Source organism: Pedococcus cremeus, from assembly GCF_900111375.1.
Classification (GTDB): domain Bacteria; phylum Actinomycetota; class Actinomycetes; order Actinomycetales; family Dermatophilaceae; genus Pedococcus_A; species Pedococcus_A cremeus.
In genome coordinates this window covers 105,051-131,106 of the sequence record NZ_FOHB01000002.1, presented here as the reverse complement: position 1 = coordinate 131,106, position 26,056 = coordinate 105,051, and the positions used below count along the sequence as shown (strand labels likewise).

The 26,056-nt window shown below is 71.9% G+C and carries 26 protein-coding genes; 11 read left to right on the top strand and 15 right to left on the bottom strand.

Annotation, left to right across the window (positions count from 1 at the left end; translation table 11 throughout):
- Window positions 1-58: 58 nt before the first annotated feature.
- From BMW78_RS04265 to BMW78_RS04245, 5 genes are read right to left on the bottom strand one after another with little or no spacing between them, the layout of a single operon-like run.
- Window positions 59-796, bottom strand: coding sequence for a DUF3159 domain-containing protein (locus BMW78_RS04265; protein ID WP_091756793.1), 738 nt, complete (start codon window positions 794-796; stop codon window positions 59-61).
- Entirely contained in the window at window positions 786-1,199 is a 414-nt protein-coding gene (locus BMW78_RS04260; RefSeq protein WP_091756791.1) for an OB-fold nucleic acid binding domain-containing protein, read from the bottom strand. Before BMW78_RS04260 ends, BMW78_RS04265 begins: the two co-directional genes overlap by 11 nt.
- Window positions 1,200-1,206: 7 nt before the next feature.
- The gene (locus tag BMW78_RS04255; protein ID WP_218144218.1) at window positions 1,207-2,046 is read right to left on the bottom strand and encodes a DUF3710 domain-containing protein; all 840 of its coding nucleotides are present in this window, start codon (window positions 2,044-2,046) and stop codon (window positions 1,207-1,209) included.
- A gap of 7 nt (window positions 2,047-2,053) precedes the next feature.
- On the bottom strand, window positions 2,054-2,593 hold the full coding sequence (dut, locus tag BMW78_RS04250) for a dUTP diphosphatase (RefSeq protein ID WP_245735653.1): 540 nt from the start codon (window positions 2,591-2,593) through the stop codon (window positions 2,054-2,056).
- Between the two features lie 32 nt (window positions 2,594-2,625).
- Window positions 2,626-2,925 (bottom strand): DUF4193 domain-containing protein, encoded by a 300-nt coding sequence (locus BMW78_RS04245; RefSeq protein ID WP_091756789.1) that lies wholly within the window; start codon window positions 2,923-2,925, stop codon window positions 2,626-2,628.
- Window positions 2,926-3,338: 413 nt separating this feature from the next.
- Between BMW78_RS04245 and BMW78_RS04240 the strand changes: the two genes are divergently transcribed.
- Window positions 3,339-3,524, top strand: coding sequence for a hypothetical protein (locus BMW78_RS04240; protein ID WP_091756787.1), 186 nt, complete (start codon window positions 3,339-3,341; stop codon window positions 3,522-3,524).
- Between the two features lie 33 nt (window positions 3,525-3,557).
- Here BMW78_RS04240 and BMW78_RS04235 read toward each other — a convergent pair whose 3' ends face one another.
- Genes BMW78_RS04235 through BMW78_RS04225 form a run of 3 tightly spaced genes read right to left on the bottom strand, consistent with a single transcriptional unit; the run spans window position 3,558 to window position 6,211 of the window.
- The gene (locus tag BMW78_RS04235) at window positions 3,558-4,448 is read right to left on the bottom strand and encodes an inositol monophosphatase family protein (RefSeq protein ID WP_342707700.1); all 891 of its coding nucleotides are present in this window, start codon (window positions 4,446-4,448) and stop codon (window positions 3,558-3,560) included.
- 3 nt (window positions 4,449-4,451) lie between these two features.
- A complete protein-coding gene (locus BMW78_RS04230; protein WP_091756785.1) occupies window positions 4,452-5,579 on the bottom strand; it encodes a ferrochelatase in 1,128 nt (375 codons plus the stop codon).
- The gene (locus tag BMW78_RS04225; protein ID WP_091756783.1) at window positions 5,576-6,211 is read right to left on the bottom strand and encodes a trimeric intracellular cation channel family protein; all 636 of its coding nucleotides are present in this window, start codon (window positions 6,209-6,211) and stop codon (window positions 5,576-5,578) included. The genes BMW78_RS04230 and BMW78_RS04225 overlap by 4 nt, the downstream gene beginning before the upstream one ends.
- A gap of 95 nt (window positions 6,212-6,306) precedes the next feature.
- On the opposite strand from BMW78_RS04225, the gene sepH reads away from it, so the two are divergent.
- A complete protein-coding gene (sepH, locus tag BMW78_RS04220) occupies window positions 6,307-7,737 on the top strand; it encodes a septation protein SepH (RefSeq protein WP_177180267.1) in 1,431 nt (476 codons plus the stop codon).
- 58 nt (window positions 7,738-7,795) lie between these two features.
- Here sepH and BMW78_RS04215 read toward each other — a convergent pair whose 3' ends face one another.
- Genes BMW78_RS04215 through BMW78_RS20665 form a run of 5 tightly spaced genes read right to left on the bottom strand, consistent with a single transcriptional unit; the run spans window position 7,796 to window position 13,421 of the window.
- Window positions 7,796-8,473 carry a thymidine kinase gene (locus tag BMW78_RS04215; protein WP_091756779.1) on the bottom strand — a complete coding sequence of 226 codons (678 nt, stop codon included), beginning with the start codon at window positions 8,471-8,473 and terminating at the stop codon, window positions 7,796-7,798.
- Between the two features lie 11 nt (window positions 8,474-8,484).
- Window positions 8,485-9,633: an alkaline phosphatase family protein gene (locus tag BMW78_RS04210; RefSeq protein WP_245735652.1), complete on the bottom strand. Its 1,149-nt coding sequence runs from the start codon at window positions 9,631-9,633 to the stop codon at window positions 8,485-8,487.
- Between the two features lie 7 nt (window positions 9,634-9,640).
- Entirely contained in the window at window positions 9,641-10,243 is a 603-nt protein-coding gene (locus BMW78_RS04205) for a DUF5998 family protein (protein WP_091756777.1), read from the bottom strand.
- A gap of 33 nt (window positions 10,244-10,276) precedes the next feature.
- Window positions 10,277-12,949, bottom strand: a complete 2,673-nt coding sequence (locus BMW78_RS04200) for a bifunctional acetate--CoA ligase family protein/GNAT family N-acetyltransferase (protein WP_091756775.1) — start codon at window positions 12,947-12,949, stop codon at window positions 10,277-10,279.
- Window positions 12,950-12,962: 13 nt separating this feature from the next.
- Window positions 12,963-13,421, bottom strand: coding sequence for a hypothetical protein (locus BMW78_RS20665; RefSeq protein WP_177180266.1), 459 nt, complete (start codon window positions 13,419-13,421; stop codon window positions 12,963-12,965).
- On the opposite strand from BMW78_RS20665, the gene BMW78_RS20660 reads away from it, so the two are divergent.
- From BMW78_RS20660 to BMW78_RS04155, 9 genes are all read left to right on the top strand, one after another.
- Window positions 13,351-14,031 (top strand): polysaccharide deacetylase family protein, encoded by a 681-nt coding sequence (locus tag BMW78_RS20660; RefSeq protein WP_281247063.1) that lies wholly within the window; start codon window positions 13,351-13,353, stop codon window positions 14,029-14,031. The two genes, BMW78_RS20665 and BMW78_RS20660, sit on opposite strands and share 71 nt — an antisense overlap.
- Before the next feature lie 4 nt (window positions 14,032-14,035).
- Complete coding sequence (locus tag BMW78_RS04190; protein ID WP_091756771.1) at window positions 14,036-14,659, top strand: nitroreductase family protein; 624 nt, start codon at window positions 14,036-14,038, stop codon at window positions 14,657-14,659.
- A gap of 49 nt (window positions 14,660-14,708) precedes the next feature.
- Window positions 14,709-17,189: a DNA gyrase/topoisomerase IV subunit A gene (locus BMW78_RS04185; RefSeq protein ID WP_091756769.1), complete on the top strand. Its 2,481-nt coding sequence runs from the start codon at window positions 14,709-14,711 to the stop codon at window positions 17,187-17,189.
- 7 nt (window positions 17,190-17,196) lie between these two features.
- Window positions 17,197-18,156: a ferredoxin family protein gene (locus BMW78_RS04180; protein WP_091756767.1), complete on the top strand. Its 960-nt coding sequence runs from the start codon at window positions 17,197-17,199 to the stop codon at window positions 18,154-18,156.
- Between the two features lie 143 nt (window positions 18,157-18,299).
- A complete protein-coding gene (locus tag BMW78_RS04175; protein WP_091756766.1) occupies window positions 18,300-19,589 on the top strand; it encodes an ABC transporter substrate-binding protein in 1,290 nt (429 codons plus the stop codon).
- Between the two features lie 103 nt (window positions 19,590-19,692).
- On the top strand, window positions 19,693-20,763 hold the full coding sequence (locus BMW78_RS04170) for a carbohydrate ABC transporter permease (RefSeq protein WP_091756764.1): 1,071 nt from the start codon (window positions 19,693-19,695) through the stop codon (window positions 20,761-20,763).
- A gap of 1 nt (window position 20,764) precedes the next feature.
- Complete coding sequence (locus BMW78_RS04165) at window positions 20,765-21,670, top strand: carbohydrate ABC transporter permease (protein ID WP_091756762.1); 906 nt, start codon at window positions 20,765-20,767, stop codon at window positions 21,668-21,670.
- A gap of 25 nt (window positions 21,671-21,695) precedes the next feature.
- On the top strand, window positions 21,696-21,920 hold the full coding sequence (locus tag BMW78_RS04160) for a hypothetical protein (RefSeq protein ID WP_091756761.1): 225 nt from the start codon (window positions 21,696-21,698) through the stop codon (window positions 21,918-21,920).
- A 9-nt stretch (window positions 21,921-21,929) separates the two neighbouring features.
- Window positions 21,930-22,952, top strand: a complete 1,023-nt coding sequence (locus tag BMW78_RS04155; RefSeq protein WP_091756759.1) for a LacI family DNA-binding transcriptional regulator — start codon at window positions 21,930-21,932, stop codon at window positions 22,950-22,952.
- Here BMW78_RS04155 and BMW78_RS04150 read toward each other — a convergent pair.
- Window positions 22,942-24,591, bottom strand: a complete 1,650-nt coding sequence (locus BMW78_RS04150; protein WP_218144216.1) for an alpha-amylase family glycosyl hydrolase — start codon at window positions 24,589-24,591, stop codon at window positions 22,942-22,944. The genes BMW78_RS04155 and BMW78_RS04150 overlap by 11 nt on opposite strands.
- Window positions 24,592-26,028, bottom strand: a complete 1,437-nt coding sequence (locus tag BMW78_RS04145; protein WP_245735651.1) for an APC family permease — start codon at window positions 26,026-26,028, stop codon at window positions 24,592-24,594.
- Window positions 26,029-26,056 lie beyond the last annotated feature (28 nt).

Genomic DNA, 26,056 nt, shown 5'->3' with positions numbered 1-26,056 from the left:
TGAGCGTGTCCGGAAAGGTGAGCCTGTCCGGAAGGGTGAGCGTGCCCGGCAGGACGCGTCAGGCCGACCCGTGGTGCTGGTCGTGCTGGTCGTGCTGGTCCTGCCAGGTGACGTCGCTGTCGGGGGCCGGCACCACCTGAGGGGTGTTGCCCCGCACGAGGATCCAGCCCATCACCGCCACCGCGACCACCCAGGCGGGCCAGCCCAGGGCTACCTTGGCGACGCCGAGCCAGGCCACCTGCTGCGCGAAGTAGAGCGGGAGCATGATCCCGACGCGCACGGCATACAGCACCACCAGCACGAGCGTGAGCCGCTGGCACACGCGGACCAGGCCGGGGTCGCGCCGCCAGGCGAACGGGTCCTCGGCCATGCGGGGGTCGCCGGCGCCGACCATGAAGCCGACCACGGGCCAGCGCACGAGCACCGACACGAGGGTGCCGACGCCCCACGCGGCGCTGGTGAGGATGCCGGGGAGGAAGGCGTCCTCGGCCCGGCCGCTGCGCAGCGCGAAGAACGCCGCGACCGCCGTGGCGAACACCGCCGAGAGGATGAACTGCAGACTCTGCTTCTGGATGACGGCCACGACCGCGAGGACCACGGTCAGGACGCCGGCGGCCACCACGGCCGTCATGACGTCCTTCTGCCACGTCCAGACGACGACGAAGGCGACCATCGGCGCGGCCGCCTCGAGCGAGCCGCGCCACCCGCCGAGCGCGGTGGACAGCCGGTGCCGGATCACCTGCTCCACGGTGGGGTTCGGGTGGACTGCTTCGACGGGAACTGGCTCAGTGGGCACGGGTCGGCACGATCTCGTAGGCGGGGTTGAAGATGGCGGGGACTCCCTTGACGTACGTGACGCGGCCGGTGGCGCGCAGGTAGGTGCCGGGCTCGATGCCGCCGATGGTGCGCCGCCCGAGCCAGATCAGGTTGATGGTGCGGCTGCCGTCGTAGAGGTCGACCACCAGTGCGGGCACGTTGACCCGCGGGCGCAGCGTGACCGCGCGCACGGTGCCCGTCACGGTCGCCACCTGCCGGTCGTGCAGGTCGGCCATCCGGGTCGCGCCGTGGCGGGCGGTGTCCTCCTGCAGCTCGGCGGCCTCGATCTGCTGCTCGCTCTTCGTCAGCCGCTCACCGAGCCGGCCGAGGATCGAGCGGTGCCGCCGGTCTGCCGTGCCGGTGCCCGAGGACGCAGTCGCCATCTGGGACCTACCGGACCTCGGTGATCTCGGGGCCGCGCTCGAACGGGTTGAGGTCGTCGGCGCTGCGGGTGGTGCCCTCGGGGTCGCCCTCGGCCTCGGCCTGCGCGTCGGCGACCTCCTGCGGCAGACGCAGCGGGAGGAGGTCTCGCGGGGCCATCGCCGCGTCACCGCGGACGACCGCGGTCTGGCGCACGACGTCCATCAGCTCGGCCGCCGCCTCGTCCTCGATGGCTGCGCGACCGGAGAACACGGCCCGCAGGAACCACCGGGGCCCGTCCACCCCGACGAAGCGGGCGGGGGCGAAGACGGTGCGGCCGTCGGGGCCGGCGCTCGGCATGCGGGTGCGCAGCTCGGTGCCGAGCACGCCACGCTGCTCGTCGGCGGTGCCGCCCTGGCCCACGATCGACTCCGCGATCTCGGCGCGGATCTCGTCCCAGATGCCCATCGACTTGGGCGCCGCGAAGGCCTGCAGCTGCACGGCGGAGTCGCCGAGCACCGCGGTGGCGCCGACGATGTTCTGCGTCTCCTCCTCGACCTCGAGGCGCAGCTCCATGCCCGGCAGGCCGCGGATCCAGAGGGCACCGAGGTCGAGCCGGCCGGAGGAGTCCTCCACCTCGCTGGCGTCGAAGGGCCCGCGCCCGAGCGACGGAGCCGGCTCGGTGGTCGTCGCCTCGGTGTACCCGCCCCCGGCCGCGTCCGCCGTGTGGTCCTCGGCCGCGTGGGCGGAGTCCTCCCCCGCGGCCGCGTCAGCCGAGTCGTCCTCGGCTGCGACGTCCTCAGGGGTGACGGCGTCGTCGGCCAGCTGGTCCTCAGCCGTCTGGTTCTTGTTGCGTCGGAAGATGCTCACTGTCTCGTCAGTCCCTTGGTCGTGCGTCTGGTGCCGGCGTGTGCCGTGTCGTGTCGATGGGCTCCGGTGAGGCGTCCGGCGTCGCACCGAAACCCCCGCTGGCTCCGTGTCCAGTCTCCCCCCGGGCGCTCTCGGAGAGCGAGTCCACCTCGACGAACTCGGCGAAGGCAACCTGCTGGACCACCAGCTGGGCGATGCGGTCTCCGCGGCGCACGGTGAACGCCTCGCGCGGGTCGTGGTTGACCAGGTTCACGAGGATCTCTCCACGGTAGCCCGCGTCCACGGTGCCCGGTGCGTTCACGATGCCGATGCCGTGCCTGGCGGCCAGCCCCGACCGGGGGTGCACCAGGCCCACCCAGCCCACCGGGAGCGCCAGCGCGACGCCGGTCGGCACGAGGGCCCGCTCCCCCGGCTCGAGGGTGACGTCGCGTGCCGCGCGCAGGTCGGCTCCGGCGTCACCGGGGTGCGCGTAGTCCGGCGTCGGCAGACCGGGGTCGAGGCGTCGCAGCTGCACCGGGACCCTGGAGACATGGAAAGGGTCAGTCACGAGGACTGACCCTATCCCTGTCTGTGAGCTGCTCAGGCTGCGCACTCCGTGCACACCATCTGCCCGTTGACCTCCTTGGCCAGCTGGCTGCGGTGGTGCACGAGGAAGCAGCGCGAGCAGGTGAACTCGTCGGCCTGGCGGGGCAGCACCCGCACGGAGAGCTCCTCACCGGAGAGGTCCGCACCCGGGAGCTCGAAGCCCTCGGCCTGCTCGGTCTCGTCCACGTCCACACTGGAGGCGCTCTTGTCCACCCGTCGGGACTTCAGCTCCTCGATGGAGTCCTCGGACAGCTCGTCGTCGGTCTTGCGCGGCGCGTCGTAGTCAGTCGCCATGATCGCTGTCGCTCCCCTTTGCTTTCGTCATCGGTTGCGTCGTCGGTGCTGGTGCCCGCCCGGCCCGGCGCGCGTGTCTGCTGCGTCAACGCAGGTGGTCCCGCTTTTGTGCCCGGATCTCTTGGTCAGCGTCAGCGGATTGTGCCCTATCCACCTGTCCAGAGCATCATCCGGGTGCCGGGTGCCCACCGACCGGACGTCGGGAGACCTCAGCCCCGGACCAAGCGGGACATCCCGGGCGCTGTGACGAGCCCCACAACCCGACCAGAACACCGCAGGTCAGCGCACCCCGGTTGACGGAGTCTTTACCGGAGGTTCATCCGGTTGGGAGCAACCGAATGCCGGGCTGTGGCGTCTTTCCGCTTAGAGTCCTTGCGCCAGCCGGGACCCCCGAGTGTGAGAAGAGGTGCACCATGACCGAGTTCCACGCAGAGATGCGCGATCGTGCCGTCACCGCTGTGCAGTCACTGAAGAAGGCCCGGGAGAGCGGCGACGACTACCTGGTCGAGGTGCAGGAGGCCGAGCTGGAGAACCTGGCGCGGCTCGCCACCGAGCACGGGCTCCGCATCCCCGAGCTCCGGGCCTACACCGCGGCCTGACGTCGACGCGGCTCCCCCGCCTGCCCGGACGACTCAGTCGAGCGGACCGACGGAGCGCACGGCCGCCGCGACCGCGGCGTCCAGCGCGTCGAAGACGCCAGGTGCCGCCGCGACCACCATCGCCTGGGCGGGCGGGGCGCCCTCGAGCCCCCCGAAGCGGCCCCCGGCCTCGGTGAGCACCAGCCAGCCGGCCGCCATGTCCCACTCGTTGAGGCCGCGCTCGAAGTAGGCGTCCAGGGCCCCGTCGGCGACGTGGCACAGGTCGAGCGCAGCGCTGCCGATCCGGCGGATGTCGCGGATGTGCGGGATCACCTCGAGCAGCACCCGGGTCTGCCACACCCGGACGCGGGCCTCGTAGCCGAAGCCGCTGCCGACGAGGGCGTGCGACAGGTCCGACTGGTCGCCCACCTCCAGCCGCTCGGGCTCCGTCCCCTCCTCGACGCGCCAGGCCCCGCCGCCGAGCCGGGCGTGGAACAGCTGCCCGCGCTCGGGGTCGACCACCGCGCCGGCCACCGGCCGCCAGCGGCCCGGGGTGGCGGCGTCGCCGACCACGGCGGCGACGGACACGGCATACGCGGGTATGCCGTAGAGGTAGTTGACGGTGCCGTCGATCGGGTCGACCACCCAGGTGACCCCGGAGGTGCCGCTGCCGCCGCCCTCCTCCTCGCCGAGGAAGCCGTCGTCGGGGCGCGCCGACCGCAGCCGCTCGCGCAGCAGGTCCTGGGCGCGCTGGTCCATGACGGTCACCACGTCGGTGGCGCTCGACTTCGTCTTGGCGACGCCGAGGCTCGCGGGCCGCTCCTCGACGATGAGGCGGCCCGCCTCACGCGCGACCTCGCAGGCGAGACGCTCGAGCTCCTCGAGCGGCAGGTCGTCCGGGACGGTCACGTCCGGGACGGCTGCAGCGGCCGGCACCGGGTCCACGGGTCAGTCCATCCCGCAGAGCGCGGGCTTGGCCACCCGCAGGTTCGGGCAGCAGCCCGGCCGGCACACCGAGGGCCGCACGTCCGAACCCGGCCACGCCGGACGCTGCGGGTCCTCCCCACGGGCCTCACCGGCCCGTTCGAGCAGGAGGTCGACCAGCCCGGAGACGAACTCCGGGTCGGTGCCCACGGTGGGGACGCGGACCATGCGCAGGCCCAGCTCGCCGGCCGTCTCGGCGGCCTCGGTGTCGAGGTCGTAGATGACCTCCATGTGGTCGGAGACGAACCCGATCGGCGCCACCACCACCGCCTGCACGCCCTCCTTGGCCAGCTCGGCGAGCCGGTCGTTGACGTCGGGCTCCAGCCACGGCTGGGTCGGCGGCCCGGAGCGCGAGCAGAAGACGAGCTCGCCCTCGAGGTCGAGGTCGAGGGTGGCGTTGACCTCGTCGGTGACCGCCGCGCCGAGCGCGACGTGCTGGCGGCTGTAGAGGTGTCCCTCGGAGTCGCCGGGCCCCGACGTCTCGTCCATCGCGGTGGGGATCGAGTGGGTCACGAAGAGCAGCCGCAGGTCGGCGGGCGCGACGCCGTCACGCACGAGCTCGCGGACCGCCTCGGTGACGAGCCGGGCGTTGACCCGGGAGAAGCCGGGGTGGTTGTAGTAGGGCCGGATCTTCTCGACCGCGACGTCGAGGCCCTCCTCCTGCGCCTGGGCCACGGCGCCGGCGAGGTCCTCGCGGTACTGGCGGCACGAGGAGTAGGAGGAGTAGGCGCTCGTCACGATGGTGACGAGGCGGCGCAGGCCCTTGTCGTGCGCCTCGCGCAGCGCCTCGATGGTGAACGGCGTGAAGTTGCGGTTGCCCCAGATCATGGGCGTATCGATCTCGCGCCGGTCGAGCTCGGTGCGCAGGGCCGCGAGCAGGGCCCGGTTCTGGTCGTTGATCGGGCTCTTGCCGCCGAAGCGGTAGTAGTGCTCGCCGACCTCCTCGAGCCGCTCGTCGGGGATGCCCTTGCCCGCCGTGACGGTGCGCAGGAACGGCAGCACGTCCTCGGGCTTCTCGGGGCCGCCGAACGAGAGCAGGAGTATGCCGTCGTAGGGCTCGAGCGGGTTGTCGGCAGCTGCTGGTTCGGTCACGTGAGCTCTCCGGTGCGTAGGGGTTTGGGGGCGTGGACGTCGAGGACGACTGCGACCATCCTGATGACGAATACGAGCCCGACGCACGCCCAGATTGCCGCCACGCTCATCCGGTCCGCCTGGTGGGCGGCGACGAGCACGGTGGAACCGAGCAGCGCGGGCAGGGCGTACATCTCGCGGCGCAGCACCTCGGGCACCTGCCCGGCCAGCACGTCGCGCACCATGCCGCCGCCGACGGCGGTGATGCAGCCGATGACGACCGCGGCGAGGGGGCTCACGCCGGCGCCGAGGGCCTTGAGCGAACCGCCGATGGCGAAGGTCGCCAGCCCGGCGGCGTCGAGGACCCGCACGACCTTGGAGATCCGCTCGACGCCGGGGTGGAAGACGAAGGTCACCAGCCCGGCGAGCACCGCGGTGCCGAGCAGGCGCCAGTCGCTGATGCCGACGGGCGGGGTGTCGCCGATCAGCAGGTCGCGCAGCACTCCCCCGCCCAGCGCAGCAGCCGCGGCGAGCACCAGCACCCCGAAGAGGTCGAGCCGCTTCTTCACCGCCACCAGTCCGCCGGTCAGCGCGAACACGAAGACGCCCACCAGGTCGAGGGCCAGCTGGAGGTCGGTGTCGAGGGTCAGCATCTCGGGTCAAACCTACCGCCGCGGCGTGGGCACTTTGCCCTCGCGGGGCGAGATGGCAGAGTCAGGCGTCGAGTATGGCTACTTCGGGAGAGGCAATGCTGGAGCTGCGTCTGATCGGTGTCCACGAGGACGGGCAGCACCTTCTGCTTGCCGACCCCGAGGGCAACCGCTACCGCGTGCCTCTCGACGAGGCCCTTCGGGCCGCGGCGAGGCGCGACCGACCGAGGCTCGGACAGCTCCAGATCGAGATCGACGGCGGCATGCGCCCGCGCGAGGTCCAGGCGCTGATCCGCGCCGGGGCCAGCGCCGAGGAGGTCGCCGAGCGAGCCGGGTGGCCGGTGGAGAAGGTGCGCCGCTACGAGGGCCCGATCCTGGCCGAGCGCGAGCACGTCGCCGGCCTCGCCCGGTCGGTGCGGCTGCGCGGCCGCGGTGGCGGACAGGGCTCGACCCCCACCCTCGCCACCCGCGTGAGCCAGCGGCTCTCGGGCCGCGGCGTCGACCCCTCGGCCGCTGAGTGGGACTCGGCCCGCAACGAGGAGGGCGAGTGGACCGTCACGCTCACCTTCGCCGCCGGCGGACGCCAGCGGCAGGCGAGCTGGCACTTCGACGTGCCCGCCCGCACCGTGGTCGCGGCCGATGACGAGGCTCGCTGGCTGAGCGAGGACGACCAGCCCGCCACCAACAGCCCCATTCCCGCCCCGCACCTCGTCGCCACACCGGTGCGCGCGACGACCGTCTACGACGTGGAGGCCGAGGGCGGTGTGGCCGCCAGCGCGCGTCCCCGCCCGTCCTCCCCGAGCTCGGAGCGCCCCTCGCGCGAGGAGCCGCTCGACCTGATGACCGCGATGCGCGAGCGGGCCTCGGCCCGGGGCCGCCGCTCCGGTGGCGGCCGCCGCAAGAGCGCACCCGCCCAGACCCCGGTCGACGAGGCCCCCCGCGAGGACGCCCTGCCGCTCGAGGACATCGCCTACGACCCGGAGACCATGCCGCCTCCCCCGGCCGCTCGCGGCACGCACCCCGCCGACGAGCCCGAGGCCGTCGGTGACGACGTGATGCCGGCGGCGGAGAACGACCGCCTGGCGCCGAGCGAGCCGGGGGTCGAGGCTGGGCCCGAGCCCCAGCCCCAGCCCGAACCCGAGCCGGCAGTCGCGTCCCAGCCGGAGCGCGAGCCCGAGGCCAAGTCGAAGCCCGAGCCGGAGCCCCGGTCCGAGCCCGAGCCCGAGCCCCAAGCTGAGCCCGAGCCCCAAGCTGAGCCCGAGGCGAAGGTCGTGCCCCAGCCGGAGCCCCAGGGCGAGGCGAAGGTCGAGCCCGAGAAGGTCGAGCCCGAGAAGAACGAGGCCGAGGCTTCGAAGACCGAGGTCCAGCAGCCCGAGGCTCCGAAGACCGAGGTCCAGCAGGCCGGGTCCGACGAGGGCGAGAAGGTCGAGCAGCCCAAGCCCGGTCCGGCGCGCCCGGCCCGCAAGAAGGGCCGTCCGAGCGTGCCGAGCTGGGACGACGTCGTCTTCGGGGCCCGCCCCCGCGACTGAGCGGTGTGCCGGGTGGTCACCACCCGGCATACCCGTGCCTCCCGCGCGGGCGCGGGCGTCAGCAGGGTGGGACGGGGCAGAGGTCGAGGTCGAACGGCAGCGTGTCGGGCGACGCGGCGGCGGCGCGTGCGGCGGTGGAGTTCATCCGGCGCATGAAGTGGCGGCGGCAGAGCACCTCGTACTCGACCAGGCCGGTGTCGGTGCCGGGCTTGGTGTCGCCGACGACGACCTGCTCGCCCTCGACGACCATGACGCCGTCCACGACGCGTGCGTTGTGGGTGGCGCGCCGGCCGCACCAGCACAGGGCCTCGACCTGCAGCACCTGCACCCGGTCGGCGAGCTCGATCATCCGGCGTGAACCGGGGAAGAGCTGGGTGCGGAAGTCGGCGGTGATCCCGAAGGCGAAGACGTCGACGGCCATCTCGTCGACGATGCGGGCGAGCTGCTCGACCTGCTCGGGCGTGTAGAACTGCGCCTCGTCACAGATGAGGTAGTCGACGCTGTGGCCAGTGGTCGCGAACTCGACGAGCTCGTCCCAGAAGTCGAGCCGGTCGGTGACCTCACGGGCCGTGGTCGACAGTCCGAGGCGTGAGGAGAGCACCGACTCGCCCATGCGGTCCATCTTGGTGAAGATCAGCCCGGAGCGGCCGCGCGCCCGGTGGTTGTGGTCCATCTGCAGGGCAAGGGTCGACTTGCCGCAGTCCATGGTCCCGGAGAAGAAGACGAGCTCAGCCACGAGGGGACAGCCTAGGCGCTGTCGCGCGCCGGGACGTGGAACAGGGGGATGGCCGACTCCTCCTGTGTCAGCGAGCCGTGCAACCCGAGGAGCGCGAGCAGCTGGGGCCGGGCGCGTCGGCTGTCGACGATGGCGAAGTTCTGCCGCATCGCGACGATGACGTCACCGACGCGCGGGAGGTTCTCCTCGCGCACCGGCCCGAACCAGCCCTCGGCGACCGCCTCAGCCTTGGTGCGGATCCAGGCTCGCTCCCCCACCCGTTCGCGCCATGTCGCCAGCACGTCGGGCGTGGCGCCGTCCTCGCAGTAGAGCTGCAGGGCGCGCGGCTCGCCGCCGACGTGGCGCACCCCCGCGGCGAGCTCGGCGTCGTGGGCGAGGTCGATCCGCAGCGCATGCGGCGCGTCGACCATGCCGTGGTCGGCCGTGATGTAGACCGCCGTGTCCGCCGGCACCGACCGCACCAGCCGGGCGAGCTCGGCGTCGATGGCCTCGAGCTCGTCGCCCCACTCCCACGACTGGCAGCCGTGCACGTGGCCGACCTTGTCGAGCTCACCCCAGTAGAGGTAGACGAGCGAGCGGCGCTCGGCCCGCAGGGCGGCCAGGGTCGCGTCGACGCGGGCGGGCAGCTGGTCCGCCGCGCGGAAGCGGCCACCGCGCAGGGCGGCGCGGGTCAGGCCGGACCCGTCGAAGTACCCCGGGCCGATGGAGGTGACCGCCACCCCGTCGGCGGCCGCGCGCTCGAAGACGGTCTGCTGGGTCTGCCAGGTGCGCGGGTCGGGGCCGTCCTCCCAGGACAGCTCGTTGAGCAGGCGGTCCTCCCCCGGCACCAGCACCTCGTAGCCGAGCAGGCCGTGGGCCCCGGGCGGCTGCCCGGTGCCGAAGGTGCCCATCGACGTCGCCGTCGTGGACGGGAACCCGGCCGTGATCCTGTATGCCGCGGGCAGCAGCGAGCGCAGGAACGGCGCGTGCCCGCCGCGCCGCCGCACCAGCTCGTAGCCGAGGCCGTCGACCAGCACCACCACCGCCCGCCGGGCCGGGCGCATCGGCACCGACGGCACGTGCTCGAGCCCCGGCACTCCGATGCTCCTGGCCACGCCCGGCAGCACGCCGGCGAGGCCGCCGTCGTCGTACCGCGGCGCGAGCAGGCCCAGGTGCGGCACGAGCGGCCTAGCGCCCGATGCTCGCGGACAGCTCCCGGGCGAAGGTGAGGGCCTGCTCGAGGGCCGCCTCGCCCTCGGCGTCGGCACTGATGCGCAGCGAGATGTCGTCGGAGGAGATGGTGCCCTCGAAGCCGTGGTCGGCGTCGCAGCTGGGGTCGGAGCAGGTGGCCGGCAGGAGGTCGACGCGGTTGACGGCGCCCCAGCCGAGGGTCAGCGTGATCTCGCGGCCGAGGGAACCGGGGCGGTAGTCCTGCGGCTTGGGCACGACATGGGTGAGCATGACGCCGCGCACGGCGCTGAGCGGCACGCTCTCCGTGGTCGCGGTGGCGACCTCCTCGTGCCCGGTGCGCTCGTCGGCGTGGTCGTCGGCGTGGGCGATGACCAGCCGTGTCTCGGTGAGGGCGAGCACAGTGATGTGGCGGCGCACCACGTCGTGGTCGAACGTCGTCTCCTGGTGCACCAGGTGCGAGACGACCTCCTCGTGGCCCAGTGCGGCCTGCACGACGTCGGCGACCAGGGCCGGGTAGTAGCCGGCCCGCTCGATCGCCCGGGTGAGGTCCTCGGGCAGCGGCACGACCGGTGCCGCGGCACGGTGAGAGGTGGAACCCATGGGAGCCATCTTGCCCTAGGTGCGGACCGCGGCCTACGTGAGGGAGCGCCGCCCCGGGTCCTTGCGCCGCGGGGGTGCGGCCACGGTGACCTCCGCGCCGAGCACGTCGACGCCGCCCGGGTGGGCGTTCACGGGGTTGAGCACCAGGGAGGCCACCTCGGGCAGGTTGTCGGCCAGCACGGACATTCGGGCGATGAGGTCGGCCAGCGCCGCACGGTGCACGGGCGCGGCGCCGCGGTGGCCGTGCAGCATCGGCGCGGCCTTGACCGAGGAGATGAGGTCGGAGACATCGACGTCGGTCAGCGGCGGGATGCGGTGCCCGATGTCGCCGAGCAGCTCGGTGGGCGGGCCGGCGACGCTGAAGCTCACCACCGGGCCGAAGAGCGGGTCCTCGTCGGTGCGCACGACGCAGGGCACACCGGGCGTGGCCATCTTCTGCACGACGAAGGTGTTGGCGGCCAGCGGCGCCAGCCGGTCGTTGAGGCCCGCGAACGCCGCCCGCACCTCCCCCTCCGACGCGAGGTCGACCCGGATGCCGCCCATGCCCGGCTGGTGTCGCAGCAGCGGCGCGACCGACTTCACCACCACGGGGTAGCCGAGGGCCTCCGCGGCCGCCACCGCCTCGTCGACGGTGCGCACCGGCACGCTGCCCCACAGCGAGATGCCGTAGGCCGCGAGCAGCTCGGTGACCTCCTCCAGGGTCAGCTTGCGCCCCTCCGGGTGCGTCTCGAGCGCGGAGGTGACCACCCGCTCGGCCGCGGCGCGGTCGATGCCGCTCGGCAGCACCGGTATGCCGCGGTCGCGGCCCAGCCACTCGGCATACCGGGTCGCGGCGGCGAGCGCACGCACGGCGTCTTCTGGCATCGAGTAGGCGGGCACGACCTCGCGGCGCCCCTCCGGCTCGGAGTCGCTGCCGGAGAGCTGGGCGGTGACGCCGCGCATGCCGAGGAACGTTGCGAGGCAAGGCTTGTCGGAGGTCAGAGCCGCCTCGCGCACCGCGGTGGCGACGTCCTCGTCCGGGGTGACGAGCGGCGGGATGAAGCAGGTCAGCACCGAGTCGACCGACGGGTCGGCGAAGGCCTTGGCGAGTGCCTCGGAGAACTGCTCGCCCTTGGCCTCCGACGGCAGCGAGACCGGGCCATGCGTGACCTCGAGCCCCCAGCTGACGCACGCCTCGGCGGTGAGGGCGCCGAGGGCGTCGGAGTTGCCGACCACGGCGACCCGCCGGCCCTTCGGCAGCGGCTGGTGCACGACGAGCTGGGCGACGTCGAACATCTGGTGCACGTTCTCGACGCGGATCACGCCGGCCTGGCGCAGCATGGCGTCGAAGGCCTCGGGCCGCACGCGGGTCTGCCGGGCCCGGTGCCCGGGGGGCACACCGTAGGAGGAGACCCCGGACTTCACGACGATGACCGGCTTGGTGGCGGCCAGGCGCCGGGCGATGCGGGAGAACTTGCGCGGGTTGCCCATCGACTCGAGGTAGAGCCCGACCGCGTGCGTCTGCGGGTCGTCGATCCAGTACTGCATGAAGTCGTTGCCGGAGACGTCGACGCGGTTGCCGGCGGAGGCGAAGACCGAGATGCCGAGGTTGCGGCGGGCCGCGGAGGCGAGCACCGCGATGCCGAGGGCACCGCTCTGCGAGAAGAGGCCGAGGTGGCCGGGGGGCGGCAGCTCCGGCGCCAGCGAGGCGTTGAGCCGCACGTCGGCGTCGCTGTTGATGACGCCGAAGGAGTTGGGCCCGATGACGCGCATGCCTGCGCCCCGGGCGGTGTGCAGCAGCCGGTTCTGCAGCTCGGCGCCCTCGGCTCCGGCCTCGGCGAAGCCGGCGGAGACCACGAGCAGCGTCTTGACCCCCGCCTCCGCGCACTCCTCCACCACCTCGAGCACCTGCGCGGCGGGCACCGCGACGACCGCGAGGTCGACGTGGTCGGGCACCTCGGTGACCCGCGCGTACGCCGCGAGCCCGAGCACCTCCATCGCCTCGTTGTTGACGGCGTAGACGGCGCCGTTGAACCCGGCGCCGAGGATGTTGGCGAGGATCTGGTGGCCGATCGAGTCGGGGCGGCGGCTGGCCCCGATGACGGCGATGGTGTCGGGGAAGAGCACCGAGCGCATGCTGACCGCCTCGGCGCGGTGCTCCCGGGAGAGCCGCACCGCCTCCGACCGCTCGGTCGGCTTGATCTCGAAGCGGATCGAGACGACGCCGTCCTCGAAGCTGCGTTCCACCTCGTAGCCGGCGTCGCTGAAGACCGAGAGCATCTTGCGGTTCTGCGGCAGCACCTCCGCCGTGAACTCGGTGATGCCGGCCTCCTGCGCGATGGTCGCGAGGTGCTCGAGCATCACCGACCCCACACCGCGGCCCTGGAAGTGGTCGGAGATGTTGAAGGCCACCTCCGCGCTGTTGCGGGTCACCCGGTCGTAGCGGCCGATGCCGACGATCTCGTCGCGGACGGTGGCCACCAGGGCGACCCGGTCGACGTAGTCGACGTTGGTGAACCGCTTGACGTCGCGGTCGCTCAGCTGGCGCAGCGGCGCGAAGAACCGCATGTAGATGGACTCTTCGGACTGCCGCGCGTGGAAGCGGTGGACCCGCTCGGCGTCGGCGGGCGTGATCGGCCGGACATGGGCGACGGACCCGTCGCGGAGCACCACGTCGGCCTCCCACTGCACGGGGTAGCCAGGCGGCAGCGTGGCGACGTCCGTCATGCCGCCAAGGATGTCATGCCCCGCTGACCCACAGGTGGACCAGCAGGGGTATGCCGCGTGGACGGCAAGGGTGCCCCGCGCGGCCCGGGGACCTTGGCCTCTGACCCACCGCCAGCGGCGTCCACGAGCATGGCTGCGTGAGGACGTGGTGGTCGGCGCGGGGGCCGGCGGTGGCGGGGGTCGCCCTGCTGGCGCTGGCCGCCTGCGGCGGCCACGGCTCGGACGGCGGAGCTGGCACGGCGTCCACCACCCCGGCGACGTCGACCACGCCCACGTCCACGACGACGCCGCGCAGCATGGCCAGCCCGCCGGCGCCGACCAGCGCCACGACTCCGACCACCACCCGACCAACGACGGCGCGACCCACCAGCGCGCGCCCGACGACCCAGCGTCCGACGACCGTGCGACCCACGAGCCCGGGTCCGACGGCCGCCTGGTCGCTGCCGGCCTCCCTGCGCGGGCGCGTCGTCACGAGGGTCCCAACCTCCCGGAAGGTCGTGGCCCTCACCTTCGACGGCGGGGCGGGCAGCCAGGGGGCCGACTCCATCCTGGCGACGCTGCGCGCGCAGGGCGTGCCCGCCTCCTTCTTCGTCACCGGCGCCTTCGCGAGCGCCCACCCCGCGACCGTGCGGCAGATGGCGGCGGTCGGGCCCGTGGGCAACCACACCTGGAGCCACCCCGACCTCACCACGGTGGGCGACGCCACGATCCGCCAGCAGCTCTCCACGACGCGGTCGGCGATCGAGGCCGCGGGCGGGGGCGACCCGCGCCCCTGGTTCCGCTTCCCCTATGGCGCGTACGACCCCCGCACCCTGGCGACCGTCAACGCCGACGGGTACGCCGCCATCGGCTGGACCACCGACAGCCTGGGGTGGAAGGGCACCTCGGGAGGCCTCACCGTCGCGAAGGTGGTCGACCGGGTGCTGTCTGCCCGAACCCCCGGGCAGGTCGTGCTGATGCACGTCGGGGCCAACCCCGACGACGGCACGACGCTGGACGCCGACGCCCTCCCCCGGGTCATCGCGGGGTACCGGCAGGCCGGCTACGGCTTCACCACCGTGGATGCCTTGAGAGGAGGATGAGCCCATGGAGTTCAGCGAGGTGGTGCGGCGCCGGCGGATGGTCCGGCGCTTCGACCCCGACCGGCCCGTCGACCACAACACCGTGCGCAAGGTGCTGACCACCGCGCTGCGCGCCCCCAGCGCCGGGCACACCCAGGGCTGGGACTTCGTCGTGCTGGACACGCCCGAGGCGCGCCAGCACTTCTGGGCCGCCACGGCCGACCGGGAGCCCGACGCCTGGCTGATCGGGGTCAGCGCCGCCCCGACGCTCATCGTGTGCTGCTCCGACCCCGAGGCCTACCTCGACCGGTACGCCGAGCCGGACAAGGGCTGGACCGACCGCGACACCGCCCGCTGGCCCATCCCGTACTGGGACGTCGACACCGGCATGGCCGCCCTGCTGATGCTCCTGTCCGCGGTCGACCAGGGCCTGGGCGCCCTCTTCTTCGGCGTGCCCGCCCGCGCCCACGACGAGGTCCGGCGTGCCCTCGGCATACCGGCCTCGCGCCGCATCGTCGGCGTGGTGGCCCTCGGCCACGAGGCGCAGCGGGTCACCAGCCCCAGCCTGCGCCGCGGCCGACGGGGTCTCGAGGAGGCCGTGCACTGGGGCACCTACGGCGAGTCGGTTCCGGGGCTCCACCACGCGTAGGTGAAGATGGGGTGTTCCCCCACACCCCGCCGCAGGAGACGCACCACGCATGGCCCGCCGCACGACCGCCACCAAGGACGCCGGAGACGCGGACTACGCCGAGAAGATCGTCGACATCGACGTCGAGGAGGAGATGCAGGGGGCGTTCCTCGAGTACGCCTACTCGGTCATCTACTCCCGCGCCCTGCCCGACGCCCGCGACGGCCTGAAGCCGGTGCAGCGCCGCATCCTGTTCTCGATGGCGGAGATGGGCCTGCGCCCCGACCGCGGCCACGTGAAGTCCTCCCGCGTCGTCGGCGACGTGATGGGCAAGTACCACCCGCACGGTGACGGCGCCATCTACGACGCCCTGGTGCGCATGGCGCAGCCGTTCACGATGCGCCTGCCGCTGGTCGACGGGCACGGCAACTTCGGCTCCCTTGACGACGGCCCCGCGGCCAGCCGCTACACCGAGGCCCGCCTGGCCCCGGCAGCGCTGCTGATGACGACCGGCCTCGACGAGGACACCGTCGACTTCATCCCCAACTACGACGACCAGCTGCTCCAGCCCGCGGTCCTGCCGGCCGCGTTCCCGAACCTGCTGGTCAACGGCGCCAGCGGCATCGCCGTCGGCATGGCCACCAACATGGCCCCGCACAACCTCGTCGAGGTGATCGGCGCGGCCCGGCACCTCATCTCGAACCCGAGCTGCTCGCTCGACGACCTGATGAAGTTCGTGCCGGGCCCCGACCTGCCGCAGGGCGGCAAGATCGTCGGGCTCGACGGCATCCGCGACGCCTACCTCACCGGCCGCGGCTCGTTCCGCACCCGGGCCACCACGCGGATCGAGAAGATCACCCCGCGCAAGATGGGCATCGTCGTCACCGAGCTGCCCTACCTCGTCGGCCCCGAGAAGGTCATCGAGAAGATCAAGGACAACGTCCAGTCCAAGAAGCTGCAGGGCATCTCCGACGTCAAGGACCTCACCGACCGCAAGCACGGCCTGCGGCTGGTCATCGAGGTCAAGAACGGCTTCAACCCCGAGGCGGTCCTCGAGCAGCTGTACAAGCTGACGCCGATGGAGGACAACTTCGCGATCAACAACGTCGCGCTCGTCGACGGCCAGCCGCGCACCCTGGGCCTGAAGGAGCTGCTGCGCGTCTACGTCGACTTCCGCACCGACGTCGTGCGCCGGCGCAGCGAGTTCCGCCTGCGCAAGCGCAAGGACCGCCTGCACCTCGTCGAGGGCCTGCTCGTCGCGATCCTCGACATCGACGAGGTCATCCAGGTCATCCGCTCCTCCGACGACGCCGGCACGGCCAAGGGACGCCTGATGGACGTCTTCGACCTCTCCGACCCGCAGGCCACCTACATCCTCGACCTGCAGCTGCGCCGCCTGACCAAGTTCTCGCGCATCGAGCTCGAGAACGAGAAGAGCGAGCTCGAGCGCCAGATCGAGGAGCTCGAGGCCATGCTCGGCGACGAGAAGCTGCTGCTCAGGACGGTCTCCGGCGAGCTCGCCGACGTCGCCAAGGCGCACGGCACCCCGCGCCGCACCGTGCTGCTGGAGTCGGCCGGCAACCCGGTCAGCGCCACCACCCCGCTCGAGGTCGCCGACGACCCGTGCTGGGTGCTGCTCTCCTCCACCGGCCTCATGGCGCGCACCACCACCGCCGACCCGATCCCCACCGAGGGCGGCCGGAGCAAGCACGACGTCATCGTCGGTGCGGTGCGCACCACCGCCCGCGGCGAGGTCGGGCTGGTCACCTCCCTCGGCCGGATGGTGCGCCTGTCGGCCCTGGAGCTGCCCACCCTGCCCCCCACCAACGGCTCCCCCAGCCTCTCCGGCGGTGCGCCGCTGGCCGCCTACGTCGACCTGCCCGCCGGCGAGGAGCCGCTGACCATCGTCTCGCTGGCACCCGAGGCCGGCGGGGTGGCGCTCGGCACCGCCTCCGGCGTGGTCAAGCGCGTGACCGCCGACTACCCCGGCCGGCCCGACTTCGACGTCATCAGCCTGCGCGACGGTGACAGCGTGGTCGGCGCCGTCCAGCTGCGCTCCGGTCAGGAGTACCCGGTCGAGGACCTCGTCTTCATCACCAGCGACGCCCAGCTGCTGCGCTTCCCCGCCGGTGCCGTGCGCCCGCAGGGCCGCGGCGGTGGTGGCATCGCCGGCATCAAGCTCGCCACCGGCCAGCGCGCGGTCTTCTTCGGGGCGGTCGACCCCGGCGCCGACGCCGTCGTCGTGACCTCCTCCGGCTCCTCCGGCGCCCTCCCCGGCACCGAGGCCGGATCGCTCAAGGTGACGCCGTATGCCGAGTACCCGGCCAAGGGGCGCGCCACCGGTGGCGTGCGCTGCCACCGCTTCCTCAAGGGCGAGGACACCCTCGTGCTCGCCTGGGCCGGGGCGACGCCCGCCCGAGCCGCCGGTGCCAACGGCGTGGCGCTGGAGCTGCCTCCTGCCACCGGTCGACGGGACGGGTCGGGTGTCCCGGCGACCGCCGCCATCGCGAGGATCGCCGGCCCGGTGGCCGGAGCGCCGCAGGGCCCGTGACGCGGCCGTGAGCCACCCGGACGAGATGGTGGCCGGGCACGGCACGAGCGCACCCGGTGCCTGCTCGGTCGGCTTCGACCGAGCCGATGTGAGCGCCTACGGCACGGCCGCGCGCGCGGGCTTCTGGCTGGCCGTCGAGCAGGAGGGCCCTTGGGGCCGCGTCGCCGCCACCGAGTCGCACCTGCCGCCGGAGACCGGCCGCCGGCTCGACGAGCAGTGCGCCGTCCGCGGCGGGCGGCTGCTGCTCCTGCGCCGACCTGGGCGTCACCCCGACCCGCGCCACGGTGACGGCCGCACGGCATACCTCGCCTTCTCCGGTGACGACCCCTGGCTGCTCGCGGTCCACGGCGCCACCCTCGACGAGCTGACAGCCGTCGACCTCGACGCGCTCGCTCGCGGTGACCGCGCCGCGGTGCAGGCCGGCCTCCCGGCCGCCGAACCCGTCGACCCCGTGCTGCTGGTCTGCACCAACGGCCGCCGCGACGTGTGCTGCGCCCTGCGGGGGCGGCCCGTGGCCCTCGACGCCGCAGGCCTTGCCCCGGGCCGGGTCTGGGAGACCTCGCACACCGGCGGCCACCGGTTCGCCCCCACCGCGGTGCTGCTGCCCCATGGCGTGTCGCTCGCCCGCCTCGACGGGCCGCACTGCGCCGAGGTGCTCGACGCGGTCGACGCCGGGCAGCTTCCCCCGTGGGCGCTCGGGCCCCGGCACGACCGCGGGCGCAGCGCCCTGCCACCGGCTGCCCAGGCGGCCGAGTCGCACGTGCGCCACCTGACCGGCGAGCCCTCGCTCGCGGCGCTCTCGACCCACCCCCTCGAGGACGACCGCGATGACCTCATGGAGGTCTCGCACACCGACGGCCGCAGGTGGGTCGTGGCGGTGGAGCGCCGCCCGGCCGGACCCACGCTGCCCGAATCATGTGGAAAGTCCCCCGTACCGGTCCAGGAGTGGTTCCTGCGCCTGCTGTGACGCCCCTCGTCACCAAACCGTTATGGAAGACCCCACTCCTCCGCATTGCCGTTCTGCTGTGAAAGCGTTTTTATGGGCTCGGTTCACCTCAGTGCCGAGGCCATCCCGCCTCGGCCCTGTCCGGGACAATATGGAGGCGGGACATGGCTCATCGCAGGACCACGCGCCGCGCACTCACCGCATTGGTGGGGGTCGCGGCGCTTTCCTTCACCGCCGCGTGTGGCGGCGGCGGCAGCAACACCTCAAGCAGCTCGGGAGGGTCGCAGCAGGGCGCCGACTCCCGCGGCCCGATCACGTTCGTGACGGGCAAGGACAACAGCGGGGTATGGCCCCCCACCATCGACAAGTGGAACAAGGCCCACCCGAACGAGAAGGTCACGCTCAAGGAGCAGTCCGACAACGCCGACCAGCAGCACGACGACATCGTGCAGCACATGCAGGCCAAGGACGCCAGCTACGACATCGTGACCGTCGACGTCATCTGGACGCCGGAGTTCGCCGCCAAGGGCTGGCTGGTGCCGCTGGAGGGCAAGTTCGCCCTCGACACCAGCAAACTGCTCAAGGCGCCGGTCACCGCGGCGACCTACAACGGCAAGCTCTACGCAGCCCCGTTCGCCAGTGACGGCGGAATGCTCTACTACCGCAAGGACCTCGTCCCGAACCCGCCGAAGACGCTGGACGAGATGTGGAAGATGTGCGACATCGCCAAGAAGAACAACATGGACTGCTACGCGGGGCAGTTCGCCAAGTACGAGGGGCTGACGGTCAACGCCACCGAGGCCATCAACACCTTCGGCGGCAAGGTCGTCGACGACAAGGGCAAGGCGGCTGTCGACAGCCCCGAGGCGCGCAAGGGCCTCCAGATGCTCGCCGACCACTACAAGAACGGTGACATCCCCAAGCAGGGGATCACCTACCAGGAGGAGCAGGGCCGCCAGTCCTTCGAGGCGGGCAAGCTGCTGTTCCTGCGCAACTGGCCCTACGTCTACAGCCTGGCGAGCACCGAGGCCTCCTCGAAGGTCAAGGGCAAGTTCGCGGTCGCGCCGCTCCCCGGCGTCAGCGGCCCGGGCGCCTCGACCCTCGGCGGCCACAGCGAGGCCATCAGCGTGTACTCGAAGCACAAGGCCACGGCGTTCGACTTCCTCAAGTTCATCGAGGAGGACGCGCAGCAGAAGTTCTTCATGGAGAAGGGCTCGCTCGCCCCGGTCGTGGAGGCCATCTACTCGGACCCTGCGCTGGTCAAGAAGGCTCCCTACCTGCCGACCCTGCTGACCTCGATCCAGAACGCGGTGCCGCGCCCGGTCACCCCGTTCTACCCCTCGGTCACCAAGGCGATCCAGGACAACTCCTACGCCGCCATGAAGGGTGAGAAGTCGGTGGACCAGGCGGTCAAGGACATGCAGAGCGCCATCCAGTCCGCCTCGCAGGGCTGAGCCGGACCTCGGCAACCGGTGTGGGGGCTGCGGCTGCGCCGCAGTCCCCACACCACCCCTTCGCTCGTAATGGACCGGGCTGCCGGCCGACCCAGGAGGCGTGATGAGCACCACCGCCACCCAGACTGCACCCCCCACACGGTCCCGCAAGCGGGGCCCCAAGAGTCTCAACGCCGGCCAGGGCCGTCGCGGCGTGCTGCTGGTGACGCCGACGCTGATCCTGCTGGCCGTGGTCATCATGTACCCGCTGGTGCGGGCCGTGATCATGTCCTTCCAGAAGGACTCCGGCCTCGACCCGGCCACCGGGATGTTCTCCGAGGGCGGCTTCGCCGGTACGCAGAACTACCAGCACTGGCTGCTCCAGCAGTGCGCGGCGGCCGGTGGCACGACCCAGCCCTGCCCACCGGGCACCTTGGGCTCGCAGTTCTACGACGCGCTGTTCGTGACCCTGTTCTTCACGGTCGTCACCGTGTTCTTCGAGATCGGCCTCGGCCTGTGGTTCGCCACGATCATGAACCGCACCTTCAAGGGCCGTGGCCTCGTCAGGGCGGCGATCCTCATCCCGTGGGCCATCCCCACCGCGGTGACCGCCAAGCTCTGGTTCTTCATCTTCGCCTACGAGGGCATCGCCAACAAGCTGCTCGGTGGGGTCGGCATCAAACCCCTCCTGTGGACCGGTGACGCCTGGCCCGCCCGGTTCGCGGTCATCATCGCCGACGTCTGGAAGACCACGCCGTTCATGGCGCTTCTGATCCTCGCGGGACTGCAGCTGATCAGCTCCGACGTCTACGAAGCCGCCCAGATCGACGGTGCGAGCAAGTGGCAGACGTTCACGCGCATCACGCTGCCGCTGATCAAGGTGCCGCTCATGGTGGCGATCCTCTTCCGCACCCTCGACGTCCTGCGCATCTACGACCTGCCCGCCATCCTCACCAACGGCGGTGGCGGCTCGGGTCACGCCACGACCACCTTGTCGATCCTCGTGATCAACCAGATCCGAGCCGGCTTCAACAGCGCATCCGCACTGTCGACCCTGGTCTTCCTGCTCATCGCCTTCGTGGCGTTCATCTTCGTGCGCTTCCTCGGCGCCGACGTCGTCCAGCGCCCACCGGGCAAGGAGGCAGCCAAGCGCCGCTGGTTCCGCCGCCAGCCCGTCGCAGCAGAAGGAGAGTGACATGTCCACGCAGGCACTTCCGGCCACCACGGCCGCTGCGAACACCGAGACGCACCAGTACCGCCACAAGAGCCAGCGCTGGCAGAACGCGCGCGGCTACCTCGGCCTCGCCCTGCTCATCATCTGGGGACTCGCGCCGTTCTACTGGATGGTGGTCACCGCCTTCCGCGACGTCGACTACACGTTCGACACGACGCCCTGGCCGACGCACGTGACGATGCAGAACTTCCAGGCGGCGTTCTCCACGTCGACGGGCAACCACTTCGGCCGGGCGCTGGTGAACTCGGTGATCATCGGCATCTCGACCACGACCATCGCGATGCTGGTCGGCGTCTTCGCCGCCTATGCGCTGGCCCGGCTGGACTTCCCCGGCAAGTTCCTCATCCTCGGCGCCATCCTGGGCGCCTCGATGTTCCCCGGTGTCGCGCTGGTCTCGCCGCTGTTCCAGCTGTTCTCCAACATCGGCTGGCTCAACGGCGCGAACTACCAGGCCCTGATCATCCCCAACATCTCGTTCGTCCTCCCGCTCACGGTCTACACCCTGACGGCGTTCTTCAGCGAGATGCCATGGGAGCTCGAGGAGTCCGCGCGCATGGACGGCTGCACGCAGGGGCAGGCGTTCCGCAAGATCATGCTGCCCCTGGCTGCACCCGGCCTCTTCACGACGGCGATCCTTGCCTTCATCAGCTCCTGGAACGAGTACCTGCTCTCGCAGCAGTTCTCCACGAACATCACCCAGCCCGTCACGGTGGCGATCGCGCAGTTCACCGGCGCGCTGCCGCGGCAGGAGCCGTACACCACGGTCATGGCGGCCGGCACGATCGTCACCGTGCCGCTCATCATCATGGTGCTGCTCTTCCAGCGGGCCATCGTCTCCGGTCTGACGGCGGGCGGGGTGAAGGGCTAGCGGTCACGCCGCCGGCCCACCCACCATGCCGCTGTTCAACCCCGGCACCGGCACCGGAGGCCCGCGCGCCAAGGCGCAGCGCCTCGAGCTGCTCCTCGGCATCCTCGGGTTCTTCGCCTTCATGGCACTGGTCCAGACGGTCGTCCTCGAGGTCCGCGGGGACCCGGCAGGCTTCTCTGCCGCGGTCCTCGCGGTGCTCGTCGTCGCCGTCTGGCTGGTCTGGCGCGCTCGACGCAACACCGGCGTCTAGAGCCGTGCGATGAGCACCATCAGTGATGTCGCCAAGGCCGCCGGGGTCTCTGTGGCGACGGTCTCGCGTGCCCTGCGCGGCCTCGACCGGGTCAACCCGCAGACCCGGGCCAAGGTGCTGCAGGTCGCCGAGCAGCTGCAGTACGTCGCCTCACCCACCGCGGCGAGCCTGGCGTCCGGCCGCACGCGGGTCGTCGGCGTGGTCGCCCCCTTCCTCACCCGCTGGTTCTTCGCGACCCTGCTGAGCGGCATCGAGAAGAGCCTGCGCGAGCACGGCCACCACGTCGTGCTGTTCGACCTCGAGGCCGAGCCCATGGGTCGCCGGATGCGCCTGACCCAGAGCATGCTCTGGAAGCGGGTCGACGGCGTCGTCGTGCTGAACGTGCCCATGGATGACGCCGAGCGCGAGCTCATCGAGCGCCTCGAGCTGCCGGTCGTCACGGTCGGCAACCGAGTCGGGGGCTGGCCGTGTGTCCGCATCGACGACACGGCTGCGATGGTGCTCGCCGCGCAGCACGTCATCGACCTCGGCCACACCGAGATCGCCTACGTGGGGGTTGTCCCCCACGACAGCGACCACCTGCAGACCCCGTTGGAGCGGCGTTCAGCCTTCCTCGCGACGATGGAGGCAGCGGGTCTGTCGTGCCCGCCCGAGTGGCTGGTCGACTCGGACTGGACCGCCTCGGGCGCAGCGGCCCACGTCGTCCCGGTGCTGACCGGTGCGCACCGCCCCACCGCCGTCGTGGCAGCCTCCGACGAGATGGCCATCGGGGTGCTGTGCGCCGCCCGCCGCCTGGGCATCGCCGTGCCGGGTGAGCTGTCCGTGGTGGGCATCGACGACCACACGTTCGCCGACGTCATGGACCTGAGCACGGTGCGCCAGAACGTCGACGAGCAGGGCCGCCGGGCCGGCCAGATCCTCATGGGCCAGATCCTCGGGAGCGACACCCCGCCACCGGACGAGCTGGTGCTCCCCGTGGAGCTGGTGGTGCGCAGCTCGACCGCTGCCCCCTGCCGCCCCGCTAACCCGTAGCCGGCAGCTGCAGCAGCACGCCCTCCCCCGGCTCCAGCACCAGCAGCTCGGACAGCCGCACCGACGGCCCTGCGCCCTCACGCGCCGTCCACTCCGGTGAGGTCCGCAGCACGACGTCTCCCTCCTCCGGCAGGTCGGGCCCGAACGACGGCCGGCGTTGCGTGGCGGCGAAGCTCACCATCGCGAGGTAGCGCTCCCCCGCGCCCTCCCGCACCCAGGCGAGGACCTCGGACCCGGCGTCGACGGTGACCTGCGAGCCGCCGCTCAGGGCGACGCTGCGCCGGCGCAGCGCGGCGATCCTCCGGGTGAGGTGGAGCGTCGACGCCGGGTCGTCCTCCTGCGCGGCGACGCACAGCCGTTCTGCGTCCTCGACGAGCGGCAGCCAGGGCGCCCCCGTCGTGAACCCGGCGCCCGCGCCCGCCACGGACGGCCGTTCCCACGGGATGGGGGCCCGTTCGGGGTCACGGCCGTCGACGTCGACGACGCGCTCGGGCGGCACCACCGCGTCGGGCAGCCCGAGCTCCTGGCCCTGGTAGACGAACGGCGTCCCGCGCAGCAGGTGGATGAGGAAGAGGATGCCGCGTGCCCGACGAGAACCGAGCTCTGCGGCGCCGAACCGCGACGCGACGCGCGGCAGGTCGTGGTTCTCGAGGAACCAGGAGGGCCACAGGCCGGGCACCGACGCCGCCTCGGCCTCGAAGCGGTCGATGAAGTCGCGGTAGGCGGCGGAGTCCCACGGCAGCTCGACGAGCTCGAAGTTGTGGGCGAGGTGCATGCCGGTGCCGGACAGGAAGGTGACGAACCGCGGGAGGTCGCGCGCCCACAGCTCGCCGACGAGCATCCGGTCGGGGTACTCGTCGACGACCTGGCGCAGACGGGCCAGCCGGTCGTGGATGGTCTCCCAGTCCTCGTGGTGCGGGAGCCCTGCCGCGCCGGTGTCGCGCAGCAGCGGGTCCTTGGCGACCTTGATGATGGCGTCGAGGCGCAGTCCGTCGACGCCGCGGTCGAGCCAGAACCGCACCGTGTCGTGCAGTGCCCGCTCCACCTCGGGGTTGTCCCAGTTGAGGTCGGGCTGCTGGGGGGCGAACGAGTGCAGGTAGTACTGGCCCGTGTGCTCGTCGAGCGTCCACGCGGGTCCGACCGCGCGGAACGCCGAGGTCCAGTCGTTCGGCGGGCCGCCGTCCGGACCGGGGTCGGCCCACACGTACCAGTCGCGCCGGGGGTTGTCGCGGCTCGAGCGCGACTCGACGAACCAGGGGTGCTCCTCGGAGGTGTGGTTGGCCACCCAGTCGAGCACGACGCGCAGCCCTCGGTCGTGGGCGTCGCGCACGACGGCGTCGAAGACCTCGAGCGTGCCGAACACCGGGTCGATGTCGCAGTAGTCGCTGACGTCGTAGCCGAAGTCGGCCATCGGCGAGGGGAACACCGGCGAGAGCCAGACCGCCTCGGCGCCGAGGCTCGCGATGTGGTCGAGGTGCTGCCGCACCCCCTCGAGGTCGCCCACGCCGTCCCCGTCGGAGTCGGCGAAGGACCGCGGGTAGACCTGGTAGACGGCGCTGCGCTGCCACCAGGGCTGCTCAGCCACCGACCCCGCAGCCGCCTCGTCGCCAGGAGCCAGCAGGTCCAGCTCGTCGCCCACCTAGTTGACACCGCCCTCGCGCTCGCCGATGTCCTCGGGGTGGCGGATGTAGGTCTTCTTGGACCGCAGCGCCCGGTTGGCGAACCAGGTGATGGCCCACAGCACCACGCCGATCAGCAGCAGCCAGCCCGCGATCTCGTACTGCGCGCTGTCCCGTCCGGTGAGCGGCGTGACGAAGAAGGCGCACAGCAGGGCGCCGAGTGCCGGCAGCGCCGTGGGGGCGACGAAGTGCGGCCGGTCCTTGACGTCCTTGCGCAGCACCAGCACGCAGATGTTGACGACGGTGAACACGCCGAGGAGCAGCAGCGAGGTGGTACCGCCGAGCAGCTCGGTGGCCGACGTGCTCGCGCCCGAGACGTACAGGATCAGGCCGAAGGCCAACGCGGTGGTGAAGGCGATGGCCGCCCACGGCGTCTGCCGGGTGGGGTGCACCCTGCCGAGCACCGGCGGCAGGACCTCCTGGCGGGCCATGCCGTAGAGCAGCCGGCTGGCCATGAGCATGTTGATCAGCGCCGAGTTCGCGACGGCGAACATAGAAATGAACGGCAGCAGGGTGTCGATCGGCACCGACGGTGCGGCCGTCTCGACGACGGTCACCAGCGGGGTCTCGCTCTTGCCGAGCTCACCGACCGGCACGATGGCCACCGAGAACAGCGCCACGAGGATGTAGATGACGCCGGTGATGCCGATGCCGGTGATCATCATCTTGGGAAAGGTCCGCACCGGGTCGTGGGTCTCCTCGGCCATGTTGACCGAGTCCTCGAAGCCGACCATCGCGAAGAACGCGAGCGCCGTCGCGGCCGTCACCGCGAGGAAGGCACTCTTGTCGTTCGGGCTCTCGAACACCATGGTCCGTGAGAAGTCGGTCTCGCCGGCCGTCAGCGCGAAGAAGCCGACCATGATGACCAACAGCAGGCCGGACAGCTCCACGAGGGTGAGCACGATGTTGGCCTTGACGCTCTCGCCCACCCCGCGCAGGTTGACCAGCGCGACCACGGCCATGAACGCGAGCGCCAGCACCATGACCAGCGAGGTGTTGTCACTGTCGAGGCCGAAGCCCTTGGCGAGGTTGGAGGCGAAGGCCCTCGACGCGGTCGACGCGCTCGTGATCCCCGAGCACATCACCGTGAACGCCACGATGAAGGTCAGGAAGTGCACGCCGAACGCCTTGTGCGTGTAGAGCGCTGCTCCCGCCGCCTGCGGGTACTTCGTGACCAGCTCGAGGTAGGAGAAGGCGGTGATCATCGCGATGGCGAAGGCGACGAGGAACGGCGCCCAGGCCGCCCCGCCCACCTCGGAGGCGACCTTGCCGGTCAGCGCGTAGACGCCGGTGCCGAGGATGTCGCCGACGATGAACAGCAGCAACAGCTTGGGCCCCATGACCCGTCTGAGCTCGGTGTGCTCCTCACCGGTGTCGACCTGGGCCGTCGAGCTCATCGGTGCCTCCTGTGGGGCCGTCGCGGGG

Bases quoted from the DNA above. Each gene is read 5' to 3' on its own strand.
- BMW78_RS04185 (WP_091756769.1), top strand. From the start codon at position 14,709: ATGGCCCGCCGCACGACCGCCACCAAGGACGCCGGAGACGCGGACTAC.
- BMW78_RS04155 (WP_091756759.1), top strand. From the start codon at position 21,930: ATGAGCACCATCAGTGATGTCGCCAAGGCCGCCGGGGTCTCTGTGGCG.
- BMW78_RS04225 (WP_091756783.1), bottom strand. From the start codon at position 6,211: ATGCTGACCCTCGACACCGACCTCCAGCTGGCCCTCGACCTGGTGGGC.
- BMW78_RS04160 (WP_091756761.1), top strand. From the start codon at position 21,696: ATGCCGCTGTTCAACCCCGGCACCGGCACCGGAGGCCCGCGCGCCAAG.
- BMW78_RS04170 (WP_091756764.1), top strand. From the start codon at position 19,693: ATGAGCACCACCGCCACCCAGACTGCACCCCCCACACGGTCCCGCAAG.
- BMW78_RS04145 (WP_245735651.1), bottom strand. From the start codon at position 26,028: ATGAGCTCGACGGCCCAGGTCGACACCGGTGAGGAGCACACCGAGCTC.
- BMW78_RS04200 (WP_091756775.1), bottom strand. From the start codon at position 12,949: ATGACGGACGTCGCCACGCTGCCGCCTGGCTACCCCGTGCAGTGGGAG.
- BMW78_RS04165 (WP_091756762.1), top strand. From the start codon at position 20,765: ATGTCCACGCAGGCACTTCCGGCCACCACGGCCGCTGCGAACACCGAG.
- BMW78_RS04260 (WP_091756791.1), bottom strand. From the start codon at position 1,199: ATGGCGACTGCGTCCTCGGGCACCGGCACGGCAGACCGGCGGCACCGC.
- sepH (WP_177180267.1), top strand. From the start codon at position 6,307: ATGCTGGAGCTGCGTCTGATCGGTGTCCACGAGGACGGGCAGCACCTT.
- BMW78_RS04205 (WP_091756777.1), bottom strand. From the start codon at position 10,243: ATGGGTTCCACCTCTCACCGTGCCGCGGCACCGGTCGTGCCGCTGCCC.
- BMW78_RS04190 (WP_091756771.1), top strand. From the start codon at position 14,036: ATGGAGTTCAGCGAGGTGGTGCGGCGCCGGCGGATGGTCCGGCGCTTC.
- BMW78_RS04175 (WP_091756766.1), top strand. From the start codon at position 18,300: ATGGCTCATCGCAGGACCACGCGCCGCGCACTCACCGCATTGGTGGGG.
- BMW78_RS04240 (WP_091756787.1), top strand. From the start codon at position 3,339: ATGACCGAGTTCCACGCAGAGATGCGCGATCGTGCCGTCACCGCTGTG.
- BMW78_RS04245 (WP_091756789.1), bottom strand. From the start codon at position 2,925: ATGGCGACTGACTACGACGCGCCGCGCAAGACCGACGACGAGCTGTCC.